Source organism: Mycobacterium sp. DL440 (genome assembly GCF_011745145.1).
Taxonomy (GTDB): Bacteria; Actinomycetota; Actinomycetes; order Mycobacteriales; family Mycobacteriaceae; genus Mycobacterium.
Genome location: NZ_CP050191.1, coordinates 4569485 through 4594177, shown reverse-complemented (window position 1 = coordinate 4594177; position 24693 = coordinate 4569485). Strand labels below are relative to the sequence as shown.

General features: G+C 66.1%; 24 protein-coding genes. 11 read left to right on the top strand and 13 right to left on the bottom strand.

Going from position 1 to position 24693, the window contains the following annotated elements; all coding sequences use genetic code 11:
• The 5 genes from hsaD (at position 1) to HBE63_RS22365 (ending at position 5058) form a co-directional block, all read left to right on the top strand.
• Entirely contained in the window at positions 1-867 is an 867-nt protein-coding gene (hsaD, locus tag HBE63_RS22385) for a 4,5:9,10-diseco-3-hydroxy-5,9,17-trioxoandrosta-1(10),2-diene-4-oate hydrolase (protein ID WP_166906706.1), read from the top strand.
• A 3-nt stretch (positions 868-870) separates the two neighbouring features.
• Positions 871-1770, top strand: coding sequence for an iron-dependent extradiol dioxygenase HsaC (gene hsaC, locus HBE63_RS22380; RefSeq protein WP_166906705.1), 900 nt, complete (start codon positions 871-873; stop codon positions 1768-1770).
• 13 nt (positions 1771-1783) lie between these two features.
• Complete coding sequence (gene hsaB, locus HBE63_RS22375; RefSeq protein WP_166906704.1) at positions 1784-2353, top strand: 3-hydroxy-9,10-secoandrosta-1,3,5(10)-triene-9,17-dione monooxygenase reductase subunit; 570 nt, start codon at positions 1784-1786, stop codon at positions 2351-2353.
• Positions 2354-2525: 172 nt separating this feature from the next.
• The gene (locus HBE63_RS22370; RefSeq protein ID WP_243858222.1) at positions 2526-4055 is read left to right on the top strand and encodes a hypothetical protein; all 1530 of its coding nucleotides are present in this window, start codon (positions 2526-2528) and stop codon (positions 4053-4055) included.
• Positions 4056-4218: 163 nt separating this feature from the next.
• Positions 4219-5058 carry a mycofactocin-coupled SDR family oxidoreductase gene (locus HBE63_RS22365; protein ID WP_166906703.1) on the top strand — a complete coding sequence of 280 codons (840 nt, stop codon included), beginning with the start codon at positions 4219-4221 and terminating at the stop codon, positions 5056-5058.
• Here the strand turns inward: HBE63_RS22365 and HBE63_RS22360 are convergent.
• Positions 5051-5644, bottom strand: coding sequence for a TetR/AcrR family transcriptional regulator (locus HBE63_RS22360; RefSeq protein ID WP_166906702.1), 594 nt, complete (start codon positions 5642-5644; stop codon positions 5051-5053). The two genes, HBE63_RS22365 and HBE63_RS22360, sit on opposite strands and share 8 nt — an antisense overlap.
• A gap of 152 nt (positions 5645-5796) precedes the next feature.
• On the opposite strand from HBE63_RS22360, the gene HBE63_RS22355 reads away from it, so the two are divergent.
• Together HBE63_RS22355 and HBE63_RS22350 are read left to right on the top strand one after the other, a co-directional pair.
• Positions 5797-6021, top strand: a complete 225-nt coding sequence (locus HBE63_RS22355) for a ferredoxin (protein WP_166906701.1) — start codon at positions 5797-5799, stop codon at positions 6019-6021.
• Positions 6022-6024: 3 nt separating this feature from the next.
• Positions 6025-7308, top strand: a complete 1284-nt coding sequence (locus HBE63_RS22350) for a cytochrome P450 (RefSeq protein WP_166906700.1) — start codon at positions 6025-6027, stop codon at positions 7306-7308.
• On the opposite strand, the gene HBE63_RS22345 is transcribed toward HBE63_RS22350, so the two are convergent.
• From HBE63_RS22345 to HBE63_RS22305, 9 genes are all read right to left on the bottom strand, one after another.
• Positions 7289-8524: an NAD(P)/FAD-dependent oxidoreductase gene (locus HBE63_RS22345; protein WP_166906699.1), complete on the bottom strand. Its 1236-nt coding sequence runs from the start codon at positions 8522-8524 to the stop codon at positions 7289-7291. The two genes, HBE63_RS22350 and HBE63_RS22345, sit on opposite strands and share 20 nt — an antisense overlap.
• Positions 8521-9921, bottom strand: a complete 1401-nt coding sequence (locus HBE63_RS22340; RefSeq protein ID WP_166906698.1) for an NAD(P)/FAD-dependent oxidoreductase — start codon at positions 9919-9921, stop codon at positions 8521-8523. The genes HBE63_RS22345 and HBE63_RS22340 overlap by 4 nt, the downstream gene beginning before the upstream one ends.
• Positions 9918-11342 carry an FGGY family carbohydrate kinase gene (locus HBE63_RS22335; protein WP_166906697.1) on the bottom strand — a complete coding sequence of 475 codons (1425 nt, stop codon included), beginning with the start codon at positions 11340-11342 and terminating at the stop codon, positions 9918-9920. Before HBE63_RS22335 ends, HBE63_RS22340 begins: the two co-directional genes overlap by 4 nt.
• A complete protein-coding gene (locus HBE63_RS22330; RefSeq protein ID WP_166906696.1) occupies positions 11339-12874 on the bottom strand; it encodes an amino acid permease in 1536 nt (511 codons plus the stop codon). Before HBE63_RS22330 ends, HBE63_RS22335 begins: the two co-directional genes overlap by 4 nt.
• A gap of 86 nt (positions 12875-12960) precedes the next feature.
• Positions 12961-13740, bottom strand: a complete 780-nt coding sequence (locus HBE63_RS22325) for a DeoR/GlpR family DNA-binding transcription regulator (RefSeq protein WP_166906695.1) — start codon at positions 13738-13740, stop codon at positions 12961-12963.
• 84 nt (positions 13741-13824) lie between these two features.
• Positions 13825-15210 (bottom strand): aldehyde dehydrogenase, encoded by a 1386-nt coding sequence (locus HBE63_RS22320; RefSeq protein WP_166906694.1) that lies wholly within the window; start codon positions 15208-15210, stop codon positions 13825-13827.
• On the bottom strand, positions 15207-16004 hold the full coding sequence (locus tag HBE63_RS22315) for a carboxymuconolactone decarboxylase family protein (protein WP_166906693.1): 798 nt from the start codon (positions 16002-16004) through the stop codon (positions 15207-15209). Before HBE63_RS22315 ends, HBE63_RS22320 begins: the two co-directional genes overlap by 4 nt.
• A complete protein-coding gene (locus HBE63_RS22310; RefSeq protein WP_208301183.1) occupies positions 16001-16801 on the bottom strand; it encodes a mycofactocin-coupled SDR family oxidoreductase in 801 nt (266 codons plus the stop codon). The genes HBE63_RS22315 and HBE63_RS22310 overlap by 4 nt, the downstream gene beginning before the upstream one ends.
• The gene (locus tag HBE63_RS22305) at positions 16801-17631 is read right to left on the bottom strand and encodes a mycofactocin-coupled SDR family oxidoreductase (RefSeq protein WP_166906692.1); all 831 of its coding nucleotides are present in this window, start codon (positions 17629-17631) and stop codon (positions 16801-16803) included. The genes HBE63_RS22310 and HBE63_RS22305 overlap by 1 nt, the downstream gene beginning before the upstream one ends.
• A gap of 85 nt (positions 17632-17716) precedes the next feature.
• Between HBE63_RS22305 and HBE63_RS22300 the strand changes: the two genes are divergently transcribed.
• Positions 17717-18277 (top strand): TetR/AcrR family transcriptional regulator, encoded by a 561-nt coding sequence (locus HBE63_RS22300; protein WP_166906691.1) that lies wholly within the window; start codon positions 17717-17719, stop codon positions 18275-18277.
• Here HBE63_RS22300 and HBE63_RS22295 read toward each other — a convergent pair.
• Positions 18274-19044 carry an alpha/beta fold hydrolase gene (locus HBE63_RS22295; protein ID WP_166906690.1) on the bottom strand — a complete coding sequence of 257 codons (771 nt, stop codon included), beginning with the start codon at positions 19042-19044 and terminating at the stop codon, positions 18274-18276. The two genes, HBE63_RS22300 and HBE63_RS22295, sit on opposite strands and share 4 nt — an antisense overlap.
• A 543-nt stretch (positions 19045-19587) precedes the next feature.
• A complete protein-coding gene (locus HBE63_RS22290) occupies positions 19588-20409 on the bottom strand; it encodes an IclR family transcriptional regulator (RefSeq protein ID WP_243858220.1) in 822 nt (273 codons plus the stop codon).
• A gap of 163 nt (positions 20410-20572) precedes the next feature.
• On the opposite strand from HBE63_RS22290, the gene HBE63_RS22285 reads away from it, so the two are divergent.
• From HBE63_RS22285 to HBE63_RS22275, 3 genes are read left to right on the top strand one after another with little or no spacing between them, the layout of a single operon-like run.
• Positions 20573-21340, top strand: a complete 768-nt coding sequence (locus tag HBE63_RS22285) for a CoA transferase subunit A (protein WP_166906688.1) — start codon at positions 20573-20575, stop codon at positions 21338-21340.
• Positions 21337-21993: a 3-oxoacid CoA-transferase subunit B gene (locus HBE63_RS22280; protein ID WP_166906687.1), complete on the top strand. Its 657-nt coding sequence runs from the start codon at positions 21337-21339 to the stop codon at positions 21991-21993. The genes HBE63_RS22285 and HBE63_RS22280 overlap by 4 nt, the downstream gene beginning before the upstream one ends.
• A gap of 39 nt (positions 21994-22032) precedes the next feature.
• Positions 22033-23409 (top strand): MFS transporter, encoded by a 1377-nt coding sequence (locus tag HBE63_RS22275; RefSeq protein ID WP_166906686.1) that lies wholly within the window; start codon positions 22033-22035, stop codon positions 23407-23409.
• Positions 23410-23446: 37 nt separating this feature from the next.
• On the opposite strand, the gene HBE63_RS22270 is transcribed toward HBE63_RS22275, so the two are convergent.
• Complete coding sequence (locus HBE63_RS22270) at positions 23447-24604, bottom strand: pyridoxal phosphate-dependent aminotransferase (protein ID WP_166906685.1); 1158 nt, start codon at positions 24602-24604, stop codon at positions 23447-23449.
• Between the last annotated feature and the right edge of the window lie 89 nt (positions 24605-24693).

The window sequence follows — 24693 nt, the reverse complement described above, 5'->3', positions numbered from 1 at the left end:
ATGACTGCCACGCAAGAGATCACCTTCGAGTCCACCTCGCGCTACGCGCAGGTCAGAGATGACATGCGGCTGCATTACCACGAGGCCGGTGACCCGAATGCGCAGACCATCGTGCTGTTGCACGGCGGTGGCCCCGGCGCCTCGAGCTGGTCGAACTTCGGCCGCAACATCGCGGTGCTGGCCGAGCACTACCATGTGCTCGCGGTCGACCAGCCCGGCTACGGGCACTCCGACAAGCACACCGAGCACGAGCAGTACAACCGCTACAGCGCCAAGGCGCTGCTCGGGCTGTTCGACCACCTCGGTCTGCAGGGCCGGATCCCGCTGCTGGGCAACTCGCTCGGCGGCGGCACCGCGGTCCGCTTCGCGTTGGACTACCCGGACCGTGCGGGCAAGCTGATCCTGATGGGCCCGGGCGGCTTGAGCGTCAACCTGTTCGCGCCGGACCCGACCGAAGGCGTCAAGGCGCTCGCCAAGTTCAACTTCGAACCGACGCGCGAGAACCTCGAAGCCTTTATCCGGATCATGGTGTTCGACCAGAAGCTGGTCACCCCTGAGCTGGTCGACGAGCGGTTCGCGATTGCCAGCACGCCGGAGTCACTGGCTGCCACCCGCGCGATGGGTAAGTCGTTCGCCGGTGCTGATTTCGAGCTCGGCATGATGTGGCGCGAGGTGTACAAGCTGCGTCAGCCGGTGCTGCTGATCTGGGGCCGTGAGGACCGGGTCAACCCGCTCGACGGCGCACTGGTGGCGCTCAAGCAGATTTCGCGGGTTCAGCTCCATGTCTTCGGGCAGTGTGGACACTGGGCTCAGGTCGAGAAGTTCGACGAGTTCAACAAGCTCACCATCGATTTCCTTGGGGGTTAGCAGATGAGCATCAAGGCACTCGGCTACATGCGCATCGAGGCCACCGACGTGGCGGCGTGGCGCCAGTTCGGCGTGAAGGTTCTCGGCATGGTGGAGGGCGAGGGTTCCATCCCGGACGCACTCTACCTGCGGATGGACGATTTCGCGGCCCGCCTGGTGATCGTGCCGGGCGATCAGGACAGGTTGTTGATCTCCGGTTGGGAGGTTGCCGACGCTCCCGCGCTGCAGACCGTGCGGGAGAGCCTGTCCAAGGCGGGCGTCGATTTCGTCGAGGGCACCAGGGACGAGATTCGTGAGCGCCGCGTCGAGGGCCTGATCCGGTTCTCCGACCCCGCAGGCAATGTCCTCGAGGCGTTCTACGGTGCGCAGTATCTGGGCCGCCGGTTCGTCAGCCCCTATGGCCACAAGTTTGTCACCGCTGAGCAGGGCCTCGGGCACGTGGTGCTGACGTGTAACGACGATGCCGCGGCGCAGGCGTTCTATCAGGACGTGCTGGGCTTCAAGTTGCGCGACTCGATGCAGCTGCCCCCGCAGCTCGCGGGTCGCCCGGCCGACGGCGATCCGGTGTGGCTGCGCTTCTACGGCTGCAACCCGCGCCACCACGCGCTGGCCTTCATGCCGATGCCCAACCCGACCGGCATCGTGCACCTGATGGTCGAGGTGGAGAACTCCGACGATGTCGGCTTGTGCCTGGATCGCGCGCAGCGCCGCAAGGTCAAGATGTCGGCGACGCTGGGCCGGCACATCAATGACAAGATGCTGTCCTTCTACATGAAGACCCCGGGTGGGTTCGACATGGAATTCGGTTGTGAGGGACTGGAAGTCGAGGATGAGAGCTGGATCGCCCGCGAGAGCGTCGGGATCAGTCTCTGGGGCCACGATTTCTCCGTCGGATTCAAGTGACACAGGCTTTTTTATGACCGAGGCTCAGCCGCTCGACCCGCGCACGTTCCGAAATGTGCTCGGCCAGTTCTGTACTGGCGTCACAGTGATCACCACCCTGCACGAGGACGTGCCGATCGGCTTTGCCTGCCAGTCGTTCGCGGCGCTTTCGCTGGACCCGCCGCTGGTGTTGTTCTGCCCCACCAAGCAGTCGCGGGCGTGGCAGGCCATCGAGGCCAGTGGGAAGTTCTGCGTGAACATGCTGCACGAGAAGCAGCAGCATGTGTCCGCGCAGTTCGGCTCCAAGGCGCCGGACAAGTTCGCCGGGATCGACTGGGCCCCTTCGGAACTCGGCTCTCCGGTGATTGACGGCAGCCTCGCCCACATCGACTGCAACGTGCATTCCGTGCACGACGGTGGGGACCACTTCGTGGTGTTCGGTTCGGTGCATTCGTTGTCCGAGGTCCCCAAACGCAAGCCCCGACCGCTGCTGTTCTACCGCGGTGAGTACACCGGGATCGAGCCGGACAAGAACACCCCGGCGCAGTGGCGTGACGATCTGGATGCGTTCCTGACGGCGACCACGCCCGATACCTGGCTCTGACTTTCTGTCGTTGACACGGCTGGGGCCCCCTCCCACGAGAGGGGGCCCCAGTTCGTGTTTCAGCACATATTTACGATGCAGATGGTCAGGGTAGGCATACCTATTGATATTTAGGGAAAGCTAAGCTAATTTTTGGTCGTTCCTCAGTCAATTATCAGCTTCAGGAGTTTCCGTGCCCCTACCTGCCCTCTCCTCCGGTGACACCCCAGTGGTGAGCCGGAAGGATCGGTTCCTTATCGCCGGCGTCGCCATGGTGAGTGCCAGCGCGCTCGCGGTGACCCCGGTTGCCCAGAACACGACCCTCATTCAGCAGGCGCAGAGCTTCGCCTACGACCTGACTGCGGCGACGATGGACGCCACCGCCTCGCCGGTCGATGTCTATGGGACGCTGTTCAGCAACACGTTCGGCAACCTGCAGTCTCTGGGCGCCGCGCTCGCAGCCAATCCGGCACCGCTGCTGGGCCAGGTGCTGGAGAACCAGCAGGGTTACGCGGAGAAGTTCGGTTCAGCGTTCCAAGCCATCCCGACCTCGCTGGAGACCTGGTACGACGGCCGCAACGGCAAGGTCAAGTTGGACGCGGCGCAGGCCGCACTCGAGGCGGGCGATATCGCCGGCGCGTACGAGTTGTTCAACGCCTCCATGCTGTACGCGTTCCAGGGCGCCTTCGGTCCGCTGATCGCTCCCGGGTTCATTCTCTCGGGCATTCCGCGTGGCGAAACCGAGTATCTGACCGGTATCCCGGAGCAGATCGCGCAGAACTTCACGAACCTCGTCGCCGCGACCTTTACCTCCAGCGTTCTCGTCAGCGCTGTGTTCCAGGGTGCCTTCGCGACGATCAGCGGCCCTGCGTTCGAGCTCGCACGCATTGCCGAGGCGGTCAGCACCAGCGTCGCCGCCGGTGACGCGCAGGGGGCCTTCAACGCCGTGGTCAACACGCCGGGGATCCTCGTCAACGCGGCACTCAACGGATTCAAATACTCCGATGCCGACCCCGAGACGGGTACCGGGGGCTACACCGAGTGGCCGGCCCTCCTCACCTGGGCCGAGCCCGGCGAGCAGGGTGGCGCCCGGGTGGTCGCGGGTCTCCTGCAGAACCTGCTGGTGAACATCCCCAAGAGCCTGGCCGATGCCATCGACAACACCCCGGAGACGCCCGCCCCGACATCGGCCGTGTCGTCGGTGCCCCAGAGCGTCGCCGCTCAGCTGGTTTCCGCGTTCGCGCCTAAGCTGGCGCTGACCGAGTCGGTGAAGGAATCGGCCCCGGTTGCCGAGTCGGTGAAGGAAGCGGCCCCGGCGGTCGAAGCTCCGAAGTCCGAGACCGTGGCCGTTGAGGCTCCGAAGGTCGAGACCGTGGCCGTTGAGGCTCCGAAGGTCGCGGCGACGGATGAGGCTGCCGCCGGATCCGTTGCCACGCTGGTGGCTGACAAGTCCGTGAAGGCCGATGACACAGCCAAGGGCAGGACCAAGATCACCGACCGGATCAAGGCCAAGATCAACGACGCCAAGGAAGCCCGGCAGGCCAAGACCAAGGAATCGAAGGTTACCGCCAAGGACACCACGGCCAAGGAGAGCTCGGCCAAGGAGAGCTCGGCCAAGGAAACCAAGGCGAAGGAGACCAAGCCCAAGGCGACCAAGGCCGGCGGAGCTGACAAGTCGAAGGGGTCCAGTGGCTCCAAGAAGAGCTCGGGCTCTGACTCGTAACAAGTAGCACGGTGCGTAGCTGGGCCCCATCCGTCAGGGTGGGGCCCAGTTCCGTTTGTACCGGCGCCCCGGCCTGATCAGTCGATCAAAGTGATCCTTGACACTGTCCTTGGGTGATGCCAGGGTTTGATCAATCGATCAAAACGATGGAAAGAGGACACACATGACTGGTCGGGTAGAGGGCAAGGTCGCCCTGGTTACCGGTGCGGCACGCGGACAGGGGCGCAGCCATGCGCTGCGATTGGCGCAAGAGGGCGCCGACATCATCGCGGTCGACGTCTGCGCCCCCATTACCGACACCAGTGCGATTCCGGCGTCCACCCCGGACGATCTGGCCGAAACGGCGGATCTGATCAAGGGTCTCGACCGTCGTATCGTCACCGCCGAGCTCGATGTGCGTGACTTCGGCGCGCTCAAAGAGACCGTCGACAGCGGTGTGGAGCAACTGGGCCGACTCGACATCGTGGTGGCCAACGCCGGGATCGGCAACGGTGGCGATGTCCTGCACGAGACCAAAGAGTCTGACTGGGACGACATGATCGGCGTCAATCTGTCCGGTGTCTGGAAGTCCGTGAAAGCCGCAGTGCCGCACATTCTTTCCGGTGGCAGGGGCGGATCGATCATCCTGACCAGTTCGGTCGGCGGGCTCAAGGCATACCCGCATACCGGCCACTACATCGCGGCCAAGCACGGTGTGATCGGCCTGATGCGCAGTTTCGCCGTCGAGTTGGGTCAGCACTCGATCCGGGTGAACTCGGTGTGTCCGACGAACGTCAACACCCCGATGTTCATGAACGAGGGCACGATGAAGCTGTTCCGCCCCGACCTGGAGAACCCGGGTCCCGACGACATGGCCGTGGTCGCCCAGATGATGCATGTGCTGCCGGTCGGTTGGGTTGAGCCCGTCGACATCAGCAACGCGGTGCTGTTCCTGGCCTCTGATGAGGCCCGCTACATCACCGGTCTGCCGGTCACGGTGGACGCGGGCAGCATGCTCAAGTAGCGGCCGCCTCGCTGCCGAACCGGCGCAGGAATCGCTCGACGAAGGCGCGGAACTCGGCGTGGCCCTCGGTCACGCCGACCGCCTCTTCGTTGCACAGGCTGCGGGCGGACTGGGTGAGCAGCATTGACATCACGACAGGCGGAAACTCCTCCATGTCCACACCGTGGGCACGCAGGACTCCCGCCATGGCAGCTGCCTCGATGTCGCGAACCCGCTCGGAGTAGGCCTTCAATTCGACGCTGATCGGCTTGCGGTGGTTGGCCAATGCCATGAACTCGGTGTTGAGGCCGGTCACCCGCGAGTCGGAGTTGATCAGCCACAAGGCCCGCAGTGGATCGTCGGTGGTGAGAGCCTCGCGCATCCGGGCCAGGGCGGCGTCGGCACCGCTGCGCAGCACCGAGATGAACAGGTCGTCGAGGGTGTCGAAGTAGTAGTAGACCAGCGCCGAACGGACACCGGCCACGGCCGCGATCCGCCGGGTGGTGGCCGCGGCGTATCCCTCGTCCCGGATGACCTGGGCGGTTGCCTCCATCAGGCGCCTGCGGGTGCCCGCGTCCTTCTCCTTGGCCGCGCGTGCCGCCGGCATCAGTGCAGTCTCCGAAAACCATTGCCCGACAACAGATGTTTCTGGCCGTGCGATGTCCTTGACCGCCGAAGGTCGGGGGTGGTAAGCATGAGCCATCCTAACGGTTTGATCGATTGATCAAACTTCGAACTGAGGAAAGAGAGCCCGAAGACATGAGTGCGACCCGGGTGCATGTGGACGTCGGCCTGTGTGAGGGCCATGCGCTGTGCATCCAACTCGCCCCCGAGGTTTTCGACCTGTCCGACGATGAGGTGGCCGGCGCTACCCAGCCGGACAGGCAGTGGGATCAAGATACCTGGGACAACGTCAAATCCGCCGTCGACGCCTGCCCGCGCCAGGCGATCAGCCTGCTGAACACCAGCACGAAAGGCCAGTGAGCCATGACCGATCTCGCCTCAGTCGACTACTTCGCCGACCCGGCTGTAGCTCAGGACCCGTACGAGTACTACGAGTACCTGCGCAGCAACGGGCCTGTGTTCGCCGAACCGCACCACGGGGTGGTGGCCGTGACCGGCTACCAGGAAGTCATGGCGGCGTTCAAGGACCACGCCTCCTTCTCGGCGGTCAACGCGATCGGCGGTCTGTTCCCGCCGCTGCCCTTCGAACCCGAGGGTGACGACATCAGCGAGCAGATCGAGGCGCACCGCCACTTGTTCCCGATCCACGAGCACATGGTGGTGATGGACCCGCCGCAGCATGAGCGGGCTCGCTCCCTGCTGAGCAAGCTGCTGACGCCACGGCGGCTCAAGGAGAACGAGGACTACATGTGGCAGTTGGTCGATCACCAGATCGATCAGTTCATCGACAACGGAAAATGCGAGTTCCTGTCGGAGTACGCGAAACCCTTTGCCACCTCGGCGATCATCGACCTACTAGGCGTTCCCGAGGCGGACCGGCCTGAGTTTCTCGCCGAGTTGGGCGCGGGGCCTCCGGAGGGCAACCATGTCGGTGCCCTCGACGGGTCGGCCGTCGGCCGCGACCCGCTGGGGTATCTGGACGACAAGTTCGCCGGATACCTCGCCGAACGCCGGCGCGAGCCCCGCGGCGACGTGCTCTCCGGCATGGCTACCGCCACCTATCCCGACGGTGCGACCCCGGAGCTGCTGGAGGTGGTGAAGCCGGCCACCTTCCTGTTCGCCGCCGGGCAGGAGACCGTCACCAAGCTGCTCACCGCTGCGGTGCAGACCCTCGGTGATCACCCCGAATACCAGCAGATGCTGCGTGAGAATCCGGACGGCATCCCGACTTTCATCGAGGAGGCGCTGCGGATGCATTCGCCGACGAAGATCGATTTCCGGCTGGTCCGCAAGACCACCACGCTCGGCGGCGTCCCTTTGAAGGCGGGGACCGTCGTGATGCTGTGCCTCGGCGCGGCCAACCGCGATCCCCGCAAGTTCGACGATCCCCAGACCTTCCGTCCGGATCGCAAGAACGTCCGTGAGCACATCGCCTTCGGGCGCGGCATCCACACCTGCGCCGGGGCACCTTTGGCCCGGGTGGAAGGGCAGATCACCGTTCGTCGCCTGCTGGACCGCATGCGGGACATCACGATTGACGAGTCGGCGCACGGTCCCGCCGGACAGCGGCAGTACTCCTACGAGCCGACGTTCCTGCTGCGCGGTCTCACCGAACTGAACATCGGGTTCACCCCAGCGAAAGGGTGATCGGCCCGCCGCGGTGATCGACCCCGTCGAGGATGCTCGACGGCACCCGGAACACGCGTCCCGGTGAGGCGGGCCACGGCAGCGTCTTGCGACCGATGGCTTTGCCATCCTGTCGCGCAACCACTTTCGGTATACGCACCAGGGTGTCGGTCCACAGCAGCAGTCGTTTCCGGGCGGGCGCGGGGTCGCCGGGCCGCAGCAGGCTGGGCGCGACCCAACGCAGCGGGGCTGCGGCCTCGATGCGGATCCCGTGGTCCGGGGTGGTCGCGCCGCCGAGGTAGCGGCGCACCTGGGTGGCCACGTGACGGCCGTCCAGCGCGGCGATATCGGCGGTGTCCACCGGGTGCAGCAGGTTGCCGATCGCGAACACGCCTTCCCGGCTGGTCCGCAGCGCGGTATCGACGACGGGCCCCAGACTGCTCGGGTCCATGTCGAGCCCGGCGGAACGGGCCAGCTCGTGGTCGGGAATCCAGTCGCCGGTGAACACCACGGTGTCGCATGCCACGATGCGGCGCTGACCGGTACGGGTGTTCTCGACCTCCACGCCTACGACCACACCCTTGCCGATGATGCGGGTTACCCGGGTGGTGGTGGCCACCGTGACACCCATGAACGGGGTGCGGCCGGCGAGGTTGAACACCGCGTAGGACTCGGGCGAGGGGTATTCGCTTGTCATCAGGGCGGTTTCGCATCCGACGTGCTTGAGGGTGAGCACCGCGGAGTAACTGACCAGCTCGGCGCCGACGATGACGGCGCGCTTGCCGACGCTGCGGTGCTTCAGGTGCACGATGTTCTGCAGCTGCCCGGTGGTGTAGACGCCGCCGGGCCGATCGCCCGGGATCATGCGAGCGGGGCGCGCCCGCTCGCGCGCCCCGGTGGCCAGGATGACCGCGCGGGCGTCGAGACACTCGCGGCCCACGGGCGAGGTGAGTTCCAGCGACGTGTCGCCGGCCCAGCCGGTGACCATGGTGTTGGTGCGGATCTGCGCTCCGGCCGCGATGGCTTCGCTGACCAGACGGCGAGCGTAGGCGGGTCCGCTGATCGAGGTTTTCATGTCGCGGATGCCGTAGCCCGGGTGGTCGCTGTGCCGAGGGATGCCGCCGGCCGCGGATTCGCGTTCCAGCACAACCACATTCAGACCCGAGCCGGCCAGGTCAGCGGCGGCGGTAAGGCCCGCGGGCCCACCTCCGATGATCGCGACGTCGTGGGTGCTCATCGGGTCGTCCCCTGCGATTCCCGCTCGAAGACCGACTGCACTTCGGCGCCGCAGTAGAACGCTTGGCAGCGGCCGTTCATCACGCGGGTGCGTCGTCGCAGGCCCTCCAGGGCTGCGGGTGGGATGACGGAATGGCAGGCGTCGCGCAGTTCACCCTCGGTGACGCGTTCGCAGAAACACACGATCCGGCCATAGGCGGGGTCGGCGGCGATCTTCTCGGCCTGCTGATAGGGACGGGGGAAGGTCTCGCCCAGGTTGGGCATCCGCGGAGGGTCGGGCAGTTCGTCGGCCGGGGTCAGGTCGAGTCCGGCCGAAACCAGTTGATCGCGGGCGTATTCGGCGATGGCCATACCGGCGGTCAGGCCGGTCGATCTGATCCCGCCGATCAGCAGATAGTGCTGTGCCGGATCGGGTTCGATCAAGTAATCGCCGTGGTCGATGGCGGCGCGAAGCCCGGCGTAGGTCGCGGTGACTTCCTCGGCCAGCAGCCGCGGCATGAGCGCCCGGCCCTTTTCGAGCAGGAACTCGAAACCGGTCTCTGAGGTGCCCGTCGCGGAGCGGTCTGTCAGATCCTCGGAGGTGGGGCCCAGCATGACGTTCCCGTAGATCGTGGGGCTGACCAGAACGCCCTTGCCGCGCGACGTCGGAACCGGCAGCACGATCTTGTCGACCAGTGGCCGGGCCAGCTTGTCGTAGACGATGAGCTCGCCGCGGCGCGGGGTGACGGTGAATCGCGAGAAGCCGAACAGGTTGTCGATGACGTCGGCGCCCAGCCCGGCAGCGTTGACCACCCACTGGGCGCGCACCGCGCCGGCGTTGGTGTGCAGGGTGGTGCCCTCGGCGTCGGTTTCGACACGTTCGACGCGGTGATCGGTCAGCAGCGTGGTGCCGCGGTTGACGGCATCGGTAGCCAGTGCGAGGTTGACAGTCCAGGTGCAGATGATCGATTCGTCGGGCACGGTGAGCCCGCCGAGCGCGCCCGGACCCAGCGCGGGGACCGCGGTGTACACGGCCGCGGAATCCACGATCTGGCAAAGCTGATAACCATTGGCCTCGGCCTTTTCCTTCAAACCCGGTAGGGCGTCGAGCTGTTCGTCGTCCCAGGCCACCAGGATGGCCCCGGTGTGTTCGACCGGGATTCCGGCGTGTGTCGCGTACTCCGACAGCAATTCGTAGCCCCGGCTGACCATCCTGGATTCAAGCGTGCCCGGTTTGGCGTCGAATCCGGTGTGCAGGATCGCGGTATTGGCCTTGCTGGTGCCGTCGCCGACATCGTCGCGGGCTTCGAGCAGGGCCACCGACAGTCGGTATCCGGACAGCTCGCGCGCGATGGCTGAGCCGACGATGCCGGCTCCGATGACCACGACGTCAAAGCCGTCCGAGGTCGGGGTGTTCATGAAATCTCCTGGTTGTACGTGGTTTCGGCGAGTTCTCGCCACGCCGAGCGGAATTCGGTCGCTCGGGCCGGGCTCCATCGGGGTTCGTAACCGGCCGATGGTGTCCAGTCGGTGACGACGTCGGACACCGGCTGTGCGGGTGCCAGGCTGAGCCGGGCCAGCGCGGCGGCGCCCAGCGCGGTGGCATGTGCCGACGGGTACACGTCGACGGGAACCTGCAGGATGTCGGCGCAGGCCTGCATCAGCACCGTGGACTGGGTGAGCCCGCCGTCAGCGCGCAGCCGGGTCAACGGTGGTGCGTCGGCGTCGATCGCCGAGACCAGCTCGGCGACCTGTGCGGCGATCCCCTGCAATACCGCCAGCACGACGTGGCCGCGCCCGGTGGACAAGGTCATGCCCGAGATCGTCGCGGTGGCTTGGGATTTCCACCACGGCGCGGCCAGGCCCGCCAGCGCGGGTACGCACAGCACGCCGGCATTGTCGGATTCGGCGATGCCGTCCATCTCCGCGGCCCCGCTGATGATGCCGAGCGAGGCCAGCCATTTCACAGCCGACGCAGCGGTGTAGACCTGGCCGTCGATACAGAACGAGTCGACCCCGCCGACCCGCCAAGCCACCGACGAGGTCAGGCCAGTGGTGGAGCGCACCGGGGTGGTGCCGGCGTTGGACAGCAGGAATGCGCCGGTGCCGAACGTGCACTTGGCCATGCCCGGTTCGAGGCAGGCCTCGGCCAGCAGCGCGGCCTGCTGGTCCACCACGATCCCGCCGACCGCGACGTCGGGACCGAAAGCCGATGTGGTGCCGATGATCTCGTCGTTGGCCGCAATCCGGGGCAGGCGTTCGCCGTCCAGACCGAACAGTGAGAGCAACTCGGGGCTCCAGTCCCGGGCACCCAACTCCACGGCAGCCGAACGGCTGGCAGTGGTGGCATCGGTGACGAACTCGCCGGTGAGCTGGTGCAGCAGCCAGGTGTCGGACGTGGTTATCACGCCGGCCGTCTGGACATTGCGCCGCAGCCAAGCCATCTTGGGTGCCGAGAAATACGGGTCGAGCACCAATCCGGTTCGGGCGGCGACCATGTCGGCGTGCTGGCCGAGGTCGGCGCACAGCGCCTCGGCCCGGCGGTCCTGCCACACGATGGCCTGGGTCAGCGGCTTGCCGGTGCCGGGATCCCAGGCCAGCACGGTTTCGCCCTGATTCGCCAGAGACACCGCATCGATTGGGCGGCCGGCTTCCGCGAGCGCGGCTCGTCCGGCGCCGAGCACGGACTCCAGCAGTTCTGCCGGGTCCTGCTCGACGCCGCCGCCCTCGAGGTAGCGCGGGTGCACAGACCGTTCGGCCACGCCGACGACACCCTGCTCGGGGTCGACAACGATCGCCTTGGTACCCGAGGTGCCTTGGTCGATGGCCAGAACCGTCATCTCACGGCACCCTCGGTGTCGCCCGCGACCTGGTCCAGTTCGGCGTCGATCGAGGACAGCCCGGGCATCTTGAGTCCGTCGCGGCCGCGGGTGATCAGCAGGTAGCCGAGATAGACCGCGCCGATAGCCACCATCACGAGGACGTAGAGCCAGGGATCGCGGAAGGAGACGTCACGAAACAGCGACAGCGCGAGAAGCAGCCAGGCGACCGCGACCGCGATGACCGGGACCTCCCACCGGCCGAGGCTGAAGCCGGCAGTGGGCGGCAGTTGGCGGCGCTTGGTGATGTAGAGCCCGACGGTGATGGCGTAGATGATCGCCGGAAGCAACGTTGCCGCCGAGAACAGTTTGAACAGCGCGTCGGTGCTGGTCGAGAACAGCGCCAGGATCACCGACGAGATGATGAACATGGCCACCGTGGCGTTCAGCGGTGTCTTGAACCGAGGGGAGACCTTCTGCAGCGCTTGCCATCCGGGGAACCGCTGATCGCGTGACATCGCCCAGACCAGCCGCACTCCACTCATCGTGATGACCAGGCCGCAGGCGAAGATTCCGACCGCGACGAAGATCAGTAGCGCGGTGCCGACGAACGAGCCGAGGATGTCACGGATGACATCGGCGATCGGCGTGCCCGACTGCGCAAGCGCGACAGGATCGTTGACGGCGGCGGTCACCACCAGCAGGAACAGGAAGCCCAGGATGCCAGAGGCCAGTACGGCCTGCCACATCGCGCGCGGCACAACGACTTCGGGGTGCTTGGTCTCCTCGGCGAGGTTGGCTGCCGACTCGAAGCCGACGATGGTGAAGGCGCCGAGCAGGAAGCCGAGCATCCATGGCCCCACCGAGGTGGCGGTGCCGAAACTCCAGTAGTTCTCGGTGGGGATTGCGCCGTGGGAGAACAGGTTTCCAACCGAGAGCTTGTGCGCGATGACGCCGACGATGAACAGCAGCACCACCAGCGCGACCATCACGATCAGCTCGGCGGTGACGGCGAAGTTGTTGACCCGTTCGGTCCACTTGGTGGACAACCCGACCAGCAGTGCCTGCAGCAGCATGACGCCTGCTGTGATCAGGAAGCCCGTCGCAGCGGTGCCCTCGAAATCGAACAGTGCCGGTACCACGGTGGCGGCGACGGTGTAGTCCACCGCGACCACCACGATGGCCAGGAAGGTGAAGGAGATCCATCCGGTGATCCAGCCGAATATCGGGTTGGCCAGTCGTGACACCCATTGGTATGCGTAGCCGGTTACGGGGATACGTGCGGCCAGTGAGCCGAGTAGTAGTGCCACGGCCACCTGGCCGACGATCACGAACGGCCAGGTCCAGATGCCCATCGGGCCGGAGCTGTTGAGCACGCTGCCGTAGGTGGTGAAGATTCCGGTGGCGATCGAGACGAACGCGAAGGCCACGGCGAACGAGGCAAATTTGCCGGTGCCGCGTTCCAGGGTCTCGGTGTACCCGTACTTGGAAACACTTTCAGTGACGTTTTCAGATCTGTTAGGTGGTGTGTGCGGTGTGGAAGAATTGGGCATCGATCGGGCTTTCTGGCTGAAATGGATTGTTTCGCGAAGGAATGGCTCGGTCCGCGGGCGACGCTGCAACGTCGCCCGCACCCGTTTCAGGCGCTTGCCGGCCGTGCCGGCATGACCACACCTCCCGTCTCCTGGAAAGCGGTTACGACGGCAGGGTCGGTGCTTTGGTCGGTGATCAGTCCGTTGACGGCGCTCAGATCGCACACTCGATAGGGCGCGACCTGTCCGAGCTTGGACGAGTCGGCCAGGATGTAGCTGCGTGCACTGTTGGCGATGATCGTGCGGCGCACGTCGATCTCGTCGAGGTGGAAGTCGGTGAGTCCGGCCGCCGCATCGACGCCGCCGGACCCGAGCAGTGCGATGTCGGCGTAGATGTCGTTGAAGACGGCCTTGGTGTGGGCGTTCGAGCAGGCCAGGTCACCGGCCCGGATCCGACCGCCCGCCAGTAGCAACTCGATTCCGGGGCGGTCGGCCAGCTCCACCGCGACGGGCAGCGACGGGGTGATCACGGTTCCGGTGAACCCGCGGGGAATGGCTTGGGCGACGGCGACGGCTGTCGTCCCGATGTCGATGATCACCGTCTGTCCGTTTTCGAGCAGTCCGGCGGCGACCCGGGCCAACTGGGCTTTGGCCTGGTGGCGGATCATCTTGCGCTCGGAGTAGGACGGCTCGATGGGGCGGTGGTCGGCGACCGCGGCCGCACCGCCGTGGACGCGGCGCAGTGCCCCGCGTTCTTCGAGAAAGGCCAGGTCACGGCGAACCGTCTCGGCCGATACCCCGAGCCGCCGGACGAGTTCGTCGGTGCTGATCGCCTGTGCGGTGTCTACCGCCTCGACGATCGCCTCTTGACGCTCAACCGGCAGCACGACTGACCGTCATTGTGGATTTATGACCGAACATGACGGTTATTGTGGAGTGTTGCCTGGCTCACGTCAACCGGGGCCGGAAAATCAGCGCACGGCGATGCGGATGTTCTTCACCTGCTGGAACTCGTGCAGACCTTCCAGACCTCCGGTGCGGCCGGAGCCGCTCTGCTTGTAACCGCCATAGGGGCCTTGCGGAGAGATGTCGCTGAATTGGTTGATCCACACCGACCCGGATTCCAGCCGCCGGGCCACCCGGTGTGCACGGTTCAAGTCCGTCGTCTGCACGAACGCGTTCAAACCGTACGGAGTGTCGTTGGCGATGTGCACGGCCTCGTCCTCGTCGCGGAACCGCATGACCGAGACCACCGGCCCGAAGGTTTCCAGCTGTGCGAGCTCCGAGGCGTTGTCCACCCCGCCGAACACGGTCGGCTCGATGTAGTAGCCCTCAGCGAGATCGCCGCCGATCCGCTTGCCGCCCAACAACAATTCACCCGCCCTCGTCGACACCGCGGTGTCGACGGCGGTCAGGATCCGGTCGGCCGCGGCCTGGCTGATCACCGGGCCGAATGTGGTCGTGGGATCCATCGGGTCATCGATGCGGGCTGAGCTGACGACGCCGAGGAACTTCTCCAGGAATTCGTCGTAAACACCATCGTGCACGAGGATCCGGCTGGCGCACGCGCAGCTCTGCCCAGCCTGCATGAGCGGGCCCTGGTGTGCCGACAGCGTGGCGGCCAGGTCCAGATCGGCATCGGCGAAGATGAGGTTGGCGGATTTGCCGCCGAGTTCGCTGACCACCGGCGTCAGATTCGTTGCGGCGGCCTGTAATACCTTGCGTGCTGTCGCGCCGCCGCCGGTGAAGGCGATCTTGCCGATACCGGGATGACGTACCAGGGCGTCGCCGCCCTCGGCGTTGGCGGGGACGACGGTGACCAGCCCGTCGGGCAATCCCGCCTCGACACAGAGCTCACCGAAACGCAGTGCCGCGAACGGCGCGAGCTCCGAGGGTTTGAGCACGACGGCATTGCCCGCGGCCAGGGCCGGGGCAACGCACGATCCGGTGACGACCAGAGAGCCGTTCCAGGGAGTGATGACGCCGACGACGCCGTACGGCTCGCGCTCGACGAGATTGATGTCGAACGATCCGTTGACCGGAGTTGTCACCCCGTGCGGCTTGTCGGCATAGCCCGCGAAATGCCGCAAGAACCGTTCGAGAAGCATTGCGGTGCCGGCGAACGAGATCGGCACCGCGTAGTCGGCCACGTTGAGCTTCGCGAGTTCGTCGAGGCGGTCGTGCACGACGTCGGCCAGGCCGATCAGCAGGTCCCGGCGCCGATCGACGGTGAGCGAAACCCATTCCCGCTGTGCCTTCGTTGCCGCGGCCACCGCAGCGTCGATCTCGGTGGCCCCGGCCAGGTCCACGGTTCCGTTCGGTTGGCCGGTCGCCGGGTAGATGTGCTCGAACTTCATGCCTCGGCTTCCCACTCCGACAGCACCCGCTGCTTCTGCTCACCGATCACCAGGTTGAGGTTCGCAGCCTTGGGCCAGCCGTAATAGGCGGCGAAATGCAATGCCAGCTCGTCCATTTCGTCGAAGGAGACGTCACGACTCTTGAGCGCGGCGTAGACGTGACTCAGGATCGGCAGCGGCGCATCCTGGAAGGCCACGCAGGCCACCGTCACCAGGCGGCGTTCCTTCATGCCCAGCCCGGGCCGTAACCACATCTCCCCGAACACGAAGTTGAGGATCCCGGCCCCGGAGTACGGGTTGTCGCGGGTGGGGGCGAAATCCATGCAGTTGATGTCCCGGAACGACTCCTCGCCGCACACCAGCCGGTCCTCCGGATCGCTGGGCGTGGTCAGCGGCAGCAACGGCTCCGGCGCGGGCGGGGTCAGACCCCGTTCGCGGTGAATCCGGTCCCACTGCTCGTCGACCACGCCGTTGAACCGCGAGGCCTTGGGCCATCCCGCGTATACCGCGAAATGCAGCACGGTTTCCCGCATTTCGACGATGGAGACGTCACCGCTGTTGAGCGCGGCGTACACGTGGTCGCGCAACGGTCCTTCGGCGTCCGCCGCCGCCACGCATGGCAGGGTGACGAAGCGCCGGTTCCGACGGGACAGCCCGGTGCGCGGCCACACCTCGGCGAACACGAAGTCGATCAATGCGGAGTTCGCGGCTGTGTTGTCGGGGGGTGCCTCGAACGTCATCACCTCGGCGAATTCGCGTCTGCCACGCTCGGACCGGGTATCGGAGGCGGTCATCGGATCGTCGCCCCGGCGTCAACCTTGAACTCCAGCCCGGTCACGTGCCGGGCTTCATCGGAGATCAGGAACAGCACCGCATTGCTGATGTCCAGCGCCTCGGTCATCTGGATCGGCAGCGCGTTCTGGAAGATCGCCCCGAGGTCCTGGCGGGTCTCGTGGATCAGGGTGTGCAAGGTGTCCGGGCGCAGCCCCGTGGCGACTCCGGTGGGATGCACCGTGTTGACTCGAACATTGACCGCGGCAAGCTCATTGGCCAAGGCGCGGCTGAGGCCGACCACACCGTGCTTGGACGCCGTGTACGGCGTGTGCAGCGGCGAGCCCTTGATCCCCGCCACCGAACTGACATTGATCAGACTGCCGCCGCGTTCCACCAGATGCGGCAGCGCGGCCGAGCAGGTGTTCCACGTGCCGATCAGGTTCACGTCCACGACGGTGCGCCATTGCTCCGCGGTGGTGGTGTCCCAGGTGCCCGCGGTAAGAACTCCGGCGTTGGCGACGGAGGCCTCCAGGCCACCCAGCTTCTCGACGCCGTCGGCGACCGCGGCGCTCAAAGCCTCGCCGTCGCGCACGTCGACAACATAGGTCAGTGCCTGGCGGCCGAGCTCCCGGACGAGTTGGGCGGTTTCGTCCAGATCGTCGCGGGTGGCCAGGGGATATTCCACCTCTGGCAACGATTCGCAGATGTCGACCAGGATCACGTCGGCGCCCTCTTCGGCCAGGCGTACCGCGTGGCTTCGGCCCATACCGCGTGCAGCGCCGGTGATCAGCACACGCTTGCCGGTGACCCGCCCCATCAGAGCTTGTTCGTGAAGCCGGCGTCGACGGGGAGGGTGACCCCGGTGACGTATTTGGCGGCGTCGGACACCAGGTAGCTGATGGTTGCGCTGATGTCCTGCGGCTCCAGCAATGACACCGGCATCGGGTTCTGCAGATGTGGACCGCCGTCGGGGTAGTTCTCCAGGAATGCCGTCATCGCCGGGTTGACCGCCATCATGGTGTTCACCGCGGTGGGGTGCACGGTGTTGACCCGGATGCTGTGTGGGGCAAGTGCATTGGACAGCGTGCGCATCAGCCCGACGATGCCGTGCTTGGATGCCGCGTAGCCCAGGCCTCCGCCCTGCAGGCCGCCGAAGCCGCGCAGCCCGGCGGTCGAACTGGTGAAGACGATCGATCCGCCCCGCCCGCCTTCGATCAAATGGGGGATGGCGGCCTTGGCGGTGTGGAATGAGCCGACCAGGTTGACGCTGACCGCATCGGTCCACATCTCGAGGTCTTCTTCGATGGTCACTTCGCGAAACGCCGTGGGGGCGACACCGGCGTTGGCGAGCACGATGTCCAACCGCCCGAACTGCTCGACACCCGCATCGAGCGCGGCCTTGAGTGCGTGGAAGTCGCGGACATCGGCGACTGTGCCGATCATCTTGCCGCCCGCGGCTTCGACGAGTGCGACGGTCTCGTCGAGTTCGGCGCGGCTGGCCATCGGGTACGGGTTGGAGGCGATGTCGGCGCAGATGTCGACACCGATGATGGCGGCGCCTTCATTGGCGAGTGCCACCGCGTGACTGCGGCCCTGACCCCGGGCTACCCCGGTGATGAAGGCGACTTTTCCGTCCAGATTTCCCATTGATCCTCGCTCCGCCGAATGGCTGTAACCGTGTTACAGCGGTACGGTAACCTGGTTACTCTCCGGCGGCAAGGGTGTTTTCGAAGTGGCAGATGAGCGTGACCGGATCCTCGACATCGTCGTGGAGATCCTCGAGACCGAGGGTTATGAGGCTGTGCAACTGCGCGAGGTGGCGCGCCGGGCCAAGACCTCACTGGCCACGATCTACAAGCGCTACTCCACCCGCGACGAGTTGATCCTTGCCGCGCTCGATTCGTGGATGGCCGAGAACCGCTATTCGGCAGTGGCCGGGCAGACCCGCGAGTCGGGGGAGTCCTTGTACGAGGCGCTGATCCGGATGTTCCGCACCATTTTCGAACCGTGGGAAAAGCACCCCGACATGCTGCGGGCGTACTCGCGGGCCAGGGCCGCGCCGGGTGGGGACCGCCTGGTGCGTCGCGGCCTCGACGCGGTGGTACCGGCGGGCCTGTCCATTCTGGCCGGGGTCGACGACGTATTCGTCCACGATCTCGACAACATCCTCACCAGCCTGGTGTTCGGGCTGGTCGGCAGGTTCACCGCGGGCGAGATCGCGATCACCGAGATCCTGCCCAGCCTGGACCGGACCATCTACTGGCTCACCGCGGGGTACGGCGCCGGCCGTTAGCCGGTCTGCGCGCCGATGAACTCCACGATGTCCGCGGCGACCTCACGGTGCACCGACTCGTTCAGAATGTCATGGCGGCTGCCGTCAAACTCCTTGAACTGCAACGGTTCTATCTGTTCGGCATAGGCCTTGACCGCGCCGATCGGAGCGATGACGTCGGCCGAGCCGTGCAGGGCCAGGGTGGGCACCGTGAGCTTGGGCAGCTCGGCGCCGAACCGGTCCCAGGCTCGGTCCAGCTCGCGGGTGAGTGCGGCTCCGTCGGCGTCGACGAAGGCCAGCGGGTCGTTCTCCAGGCTGTCGAGGTAGAACGGATCGGACGAGAGCCAGTTCGGATCCAGGTCCAATGAGGTGTCCGGGTCGAGCATTTCGGGGATCGGTACCAGTGGGGCACCGGAGATGATGCCGGCCCGGTACCGGTCGGGCTCACCGAGCAACCGGAACAGGGTCACCACCGAACCGAACGAATGCCCCTGTGCCACCAGCGGTATGCCTGGGGTCTCCTTCTCGGCAAGCCCGCTCAGGGCTTCGGCCAGCGATGAACTGTCCTCGATGCTGCCGAAATCGCCGCGGGTGCCGGGGGTCAGGCCGTGCCCGAACTGGTCGACGGCCCACAGGTCGATGCCCACGGCGTTGAGGGCGAATCCGTAGCGGTGATAGACCCCGGTGTGTTCACCGAATCCATGGAGAAAGATGACCGCTGCACGGGGTTCCGGTGCGGCCCAGTGCCGGTAGTAGGCCCGCCCGCGGTCGTGCTCGATGAATGGCATACCTGCCAGTCAACTTCAGTCGAACGGTGTCCGCCAGCGTAATCCGGGGAACCGCGCAAAGGCACGTCTGTGGTGATCCAGGTGGCGCCGTTCTCGATGGCGAGCGCGGCGTGGAAGGCGTCCGGAACCGCATTCGCCTTCGCTCCCGTCCCGGCGCATTGCGAGTCGAAGATGGACCAGTGGCGTGGCCCGGGACGCAGCGGCACGGCCGACGGTGCGGACCGTATCGCACGGCACGCCTCGAATGCTTGCGCCGTCGAACTCGGCTCGCGGAACACCCGGTGGTTGGTCAGTATCCGGATGACACTGGAGAGCGCCAGATCACTGATCCCGGTTCGTCCGCGTTCAGTGCCTCCGAAAGCCACGCGGCGTACGACTCATGTTCGGCGCTGTCCGCACGGATGGCGTAGATCAATACCCTGACGTCAGGGACGAGCATTGTCGCCCAGCCGTTCGGCGAGGGCTTCCTTGTCGTCGAGGTCGACACCTGGGTGCAGGCCACCGCTCCCGTGTGTCGGCAACCGAAACGCCGGTCGGCTGTCCTCATCGGCCACCCGCGTCAGCATCTCGCGCAGCGCGTCCTCCACCACTGAGTCGCTTCCGCTTCAGGCGTTGGCTGAGCGCGTGTGCGGCCAGCAGCAACGACTCTCCGAGCGCGGCCTGGCGTCGGGCGTCGAAGCGCATCTCCACTCCGGTGAGGCTCAGCGCCCACATCGGTTGACCGAGCTCGTTGAACACCGCCGCGCCGATACCCCAGCTGCCCTCGACGATCAGGCCCGGGTTGACCGAGTAGCCGCTGATCCTGGTCTGTTCGATGCGGCGTCGAAGCTGAGCCGGTGAGTGCACCGCACCCCAATCTGCGGTCAGGTCAACACGATCGAGGTACGCCGCGATCTCCGAATCGGGAAGATGCGCGAGCATGACGATTCCGGCCGAGGCGACACCGAGAGGGAACCGCTTGCCCGGATACAGCACATGTGAGCGCAACGGAAAACTGCCTTCTTCGGCGGACACGCATACCGATTCATCGCCCCGGCGGGCTGACAGGAACGCGCTCTCCCCAGTGTCACGCGTCAGAGCACGGAGAATATCGGTGGCCAGCGGCGCCGCGTCGTAGCGGGCGGCGGCCACCGAACCCAGCAAGTAGACCTCCGGCCCCAGGAACCACAACCCGGTGTCGGAGGCGCGGTCGACGAGGCCTTCGCCGGCCAGCGCGGTGAGCATGCGGTGCGCCGTCGCGCGCGGCATGTCCGTGGTGCGGGCGAGCTCGGTTGTGGTGAGCCCGTCCGACCGGGCGTCGGCGAGGGCGCGCAGGATCGCCGCGGCCCGCGTGATCACTGGAGTGCCAGCTACGCCGTCGGTCACAGCCACTGACTCTAGCGTCCACTCAATGGACGCCGGTGGCGCGCGGTGTCACCTGAGCGGACACAACCCGGCCGGTGCACTGATGGGCCTTGCGTTGCCCAGCCCAATGGTGATGTCCTCGCATAGGCGATTGATCCACTGAACGAACGCAGGAGCATGAAGTATGGCCAGTAAGCAGGTCGCTGACGTCCACGAGGCGGTCGCCGACATCGGTGATGGCGCATCGGTGGCAGTCGGAGGATTCGGGCTTTGCGGGATTCCGGACAGCCTGATTCAGGCCGTGGCCGATTCCGGCGCCAAGGACCTTTCGGTGTTCTCCAACAACTGCGGTGTCGACGGCGTGGGTCTCGGCGTTCTGCTGGGCCTGGGGCGCATCCGACGCGTGACGGCGTCCTACGTCGGGGAGAACAAGGAGTTCGCGCGTCAGTACCTGGCCGGTGAGCTCGAAGTCGAGCTGACCCCTCAGGGCACGCTTGCTGAGCGGTTGCGCGCCGGTGGGGCCGGTATCCCCGCCTTCTACACGCTGGCCGGGGTCGGCACCCTCGTTGCCGACGGCGGGCTGCCGTGGCGCTACGCGGCGGACGGTTCGGTCGCAGTGGCCTCGCCGCCCAAGGAGACCCGCGAGTTCGACGGCAGGCGATACGTGATGGAGACCGGCATCCACGCCGATTTCGCCCTCGTGCACGCCGCCGTCGGTGACACCCACGGCAACCTGGTTTTCGACAAGACTGCGATGAACTTCAACCCGCTGGTCGCCATGGCCGGCCGGATCACCATCGCGCAGGTCGAAAAGCTGGTCGAGCCAGGCGAACTGGATCCCGAGCAGGTCCACCTTCCGGGCGTGTTCGTGCAGCGGATCGTCGAGACGGGACCGCAGGAACAACGCATCGAGAAGCGCACCGTGCGCGAGGAGACAGAGGTGTCCGCATGACGGATTCGGTGATCACCAAAGGCTGGACCCGCGCGCAGATGGCCGCCCGCGCGGCGCGCGAACTGTCGGACGGACAGTACGTGAACCTCGGAATCGGCCTCCCGACGCTGATCCCCGGCTATCTGGACCCCGATGTGCACGTCACCCTGCACTCGGAGAACGGGATCCTGGGCACCGGACCGTACCCGACGGCCGACGAGATCGATGCCAACCTCATCAACGCCGGCAAGGAAACGGTGACGGTGCTCCCCGGCGCCGCGTTCTTCGATTCGGCGCTGTCGTTCGGGATGATCCGCGGCGGCCACATCGACGTCGCCGTGCTGGGCGGCATGCAGGTGTCGCGCTTCGGTGACCTGGCGAACTGGATGGTCCCGGGGAAGATGGTCAAGGGCATGGGCGGGGCGATGGACCTCGTCCACGGGGCCGGTCGGGTCATCGTCCTGATGGAACATGTCGACAAGTCGGGGCAGCCGAAGATTGTCGAGAGCTGCACGCTGCCGTTGACCGGAGAACGCGTCGTCCACCGGATCATCACCGACCTGGCCGTCATCGACATCCCCGGCGACGGCACGCTCACCCTTGTCGAGGCCGCTGAAGGCCTCACGTTCGACGAAGTCCAGGCCGCCACAGGCGCACCGCTGATTCAGGGGTAGTCCAACGCGGGGTCACACCGACCTGCATACTCACACACCATGTGTGCCGCCGATCACAACGGAACTGAGGCCCTCGCTGAGTTCTCGACGACCACCGGCCTGAAACGTGTCGTCACCGCGTCCATGGCCGGCACGGTCGTCGAGTGGTACGAGTTCTTCCTGTACGGCACGGCCGCGACGCTGGTTTTCAGCAAGGTGTTCTTCGCGCAGTCCGGTAGCGACCTGGACGCGATCCTGGCGGCGTTCGTCACCTACGCGGTCGGGTTCGTGGCGCGGCCGTTGGGCGGCATCGTGTTCGGCCACTTCGGCGACAAGTACGGCCGCAAGAAGCTGCTGCAGTTCTCGCTGCTTCTGGTCGGTGTCGCGACCTTCCTGATGGGATGTCTGCCGACGTACGGGCAGATCGGATCTTGGGCGCCGACCCTGCTGGTGGTGCTGCGATTCCTCCAGGGATTCGCGGTCGGTGGCGAATGGGGTGGGGCGGTGCTGTTGGTGGCCGAGCACAGCCCCGATCGGAGCCGTGGTTTCTGGGCGAGCTGGCCACAGGCAGGGGTTCCGGTCGGCAACATGCTGGCCACCGTCGTGCTGCTGGTACTCACCAGCACCCTGTCGGATTCGGATTTCCTGTCCTGGGGCTGGCGGGTCGCGTTCTGGCTGTCGGCGGTGGTGGTACTGATCGGCTACTACATCCGCACGAAGGTCACCGACGCGCCGATCTTCGTTGCGGCACAGCAGGAAGCCGAACAGCTCAAGGCGTCGTCGTTCAGCGCCGTCGAGGTGCTGCGGCGCTACCCGCGCGGCGTTCTGACCGCGATGGGGCTGCGCTTCGCCGAGAACATCATGTACTACCTGGTCGTCACGTTCTCGATTACGTACCTGAAGGTGCACGCGCACGCTGACACCGGTTCGATCCTGCGCTGGCTGTTGGTCGCCCATGCGGTGCACCTCGTGGCCATCCCACTGGTCGGCGCATTGTCGGACCGCGTCGGCAGGCGCCCGGTGTACCTGATCGGTACCGTCGCCACCGGAGCCTGGGGATTCTTCGCCTTCCCGATGATGGACAGCCAGAACCATCTGGTGATCATGTCGGCCGTCGTCATCGGCCTGCTGTTCCATGCCTTCATGTATGCGCCGCAGCCGGCGATGATGTCGGAGATGTTCCCCACCAGGATGCGCTATTCCGGTGTCTCCCTTGGCTATCAGGTAACCGCGATCGTGGCGGGTTCACTGGCGCCGATCATCGCCGTGCGGTTGTTGAGCGAATTCGGCTCGTCGGTGCCGATCGCGATCTATTTGGCCGGTGCCTCGATCATCACCCTGGTCGCGGTGTACTTCGCCAGGGAAACCAAGGGTATCGATCTGGCCGACGTGGACCGTGCCGACCTAAAAGCCGTCGACTCTGCGCTCAGGGTGTGAAAGTGCGGGTGGGCCGCGCCCTCACCGCAGAGTCGAGCTAGTTCAGCCAGGAACCGATGCGGCGCAACGCCTCTTCGATATCGCTGGTCGGGCCCGCGAAGGACAGCCGCACATAGGCGCCGCCGCGCACGGTGTCGAAGTCGATGCCGGGTGCGATGGCGACGCCGGTGTCGGCCAACAGCTTTGAGCACCAGGCCAGGGAGTCGTCGGTGTGATCGCTGACGTCGGCGTACACATAGAAGGCGCCGTCGGCCGGCGCCAGCCGATCGATGCCGATGCCACGCAGCCCGTCGAGCAGCAGTGTGCGGTTGTCGGCGTAGTGCGAGAGCAGGCCGTCGGCCTCAGCCAGCGCGTCCGGGGTAAAGGCGGCCACCGCGGCGTGCTGTGCCAGCGCGGGCGGGCAGATGGTGAAGTTGCCGGTGAGCCGGTCGACCGCACGCTGCAGTTCGGTGGGCACCAGCAACCAGCCCAACCGCCAGCCGGTCATGGCGAAGTACTTGGAGAAGCTGTTGACCACCACGGCATTCCGCGAGGTCTCCCACGCGCAACTGGTCTCGGGGGCGCCCGGATAGGTCAGGCCGTGGTAGACCTCGTCGCTGATCAACCGCGCGCCCGTCCGGTCGCACCAGCGAGCGATCGCGGCCAATTCGACAGGCGGGATGACGGTGCCGGTCGGGTTGGCCGGGCTCGCGACGATCACGCCCGCCACGGGGGGATCGAGCGCTTCGAGCATCTCGACGGTCGGCTGGAACCGGGTCTCGGGGCCACACGGGATCTCGACCACCTCGCAGCCCAGCGCTGTCAGGATGTTGCGGTAGCAGGGATAGCCGGGGCTGGCGATCGCGACCCGGTCGCCGACGTCGAAACAGGCCAGGAAGGTCAGCAGGAATCCGCCCGAGGACCCGGTGGTGAGCACCACCTCGTCGACACTCACCTCGACGCCGTACTTGCGGTACGACGCGGCGATCTCGGCGCGCAGCTCCGGGATACCGAGCGCGACGGTGTATCCGAGTGGACCCGCGTTCAGCGCGGCGACGGCGGCGTCGCGCACCGCAGTTGGGGCCCCGGCGCTGGGCTGCCCGGCCGAGAGGTTGACCAGATCGCCGTGCGTGCGTTGACGTTCGGCCGCAGCCAGCCACACGTCCATGACGTGGAACGGCGGGATCCCGGCTCGTAGTGCGACGTGATCGGTCATCGAACTGAGGTTAGCAACGCTGCCCTAACTGCCGAAACCGCATTCCAGCAGGGAAAGTGCGAGTAAACGCCTGCTGGAATGCGATTTCG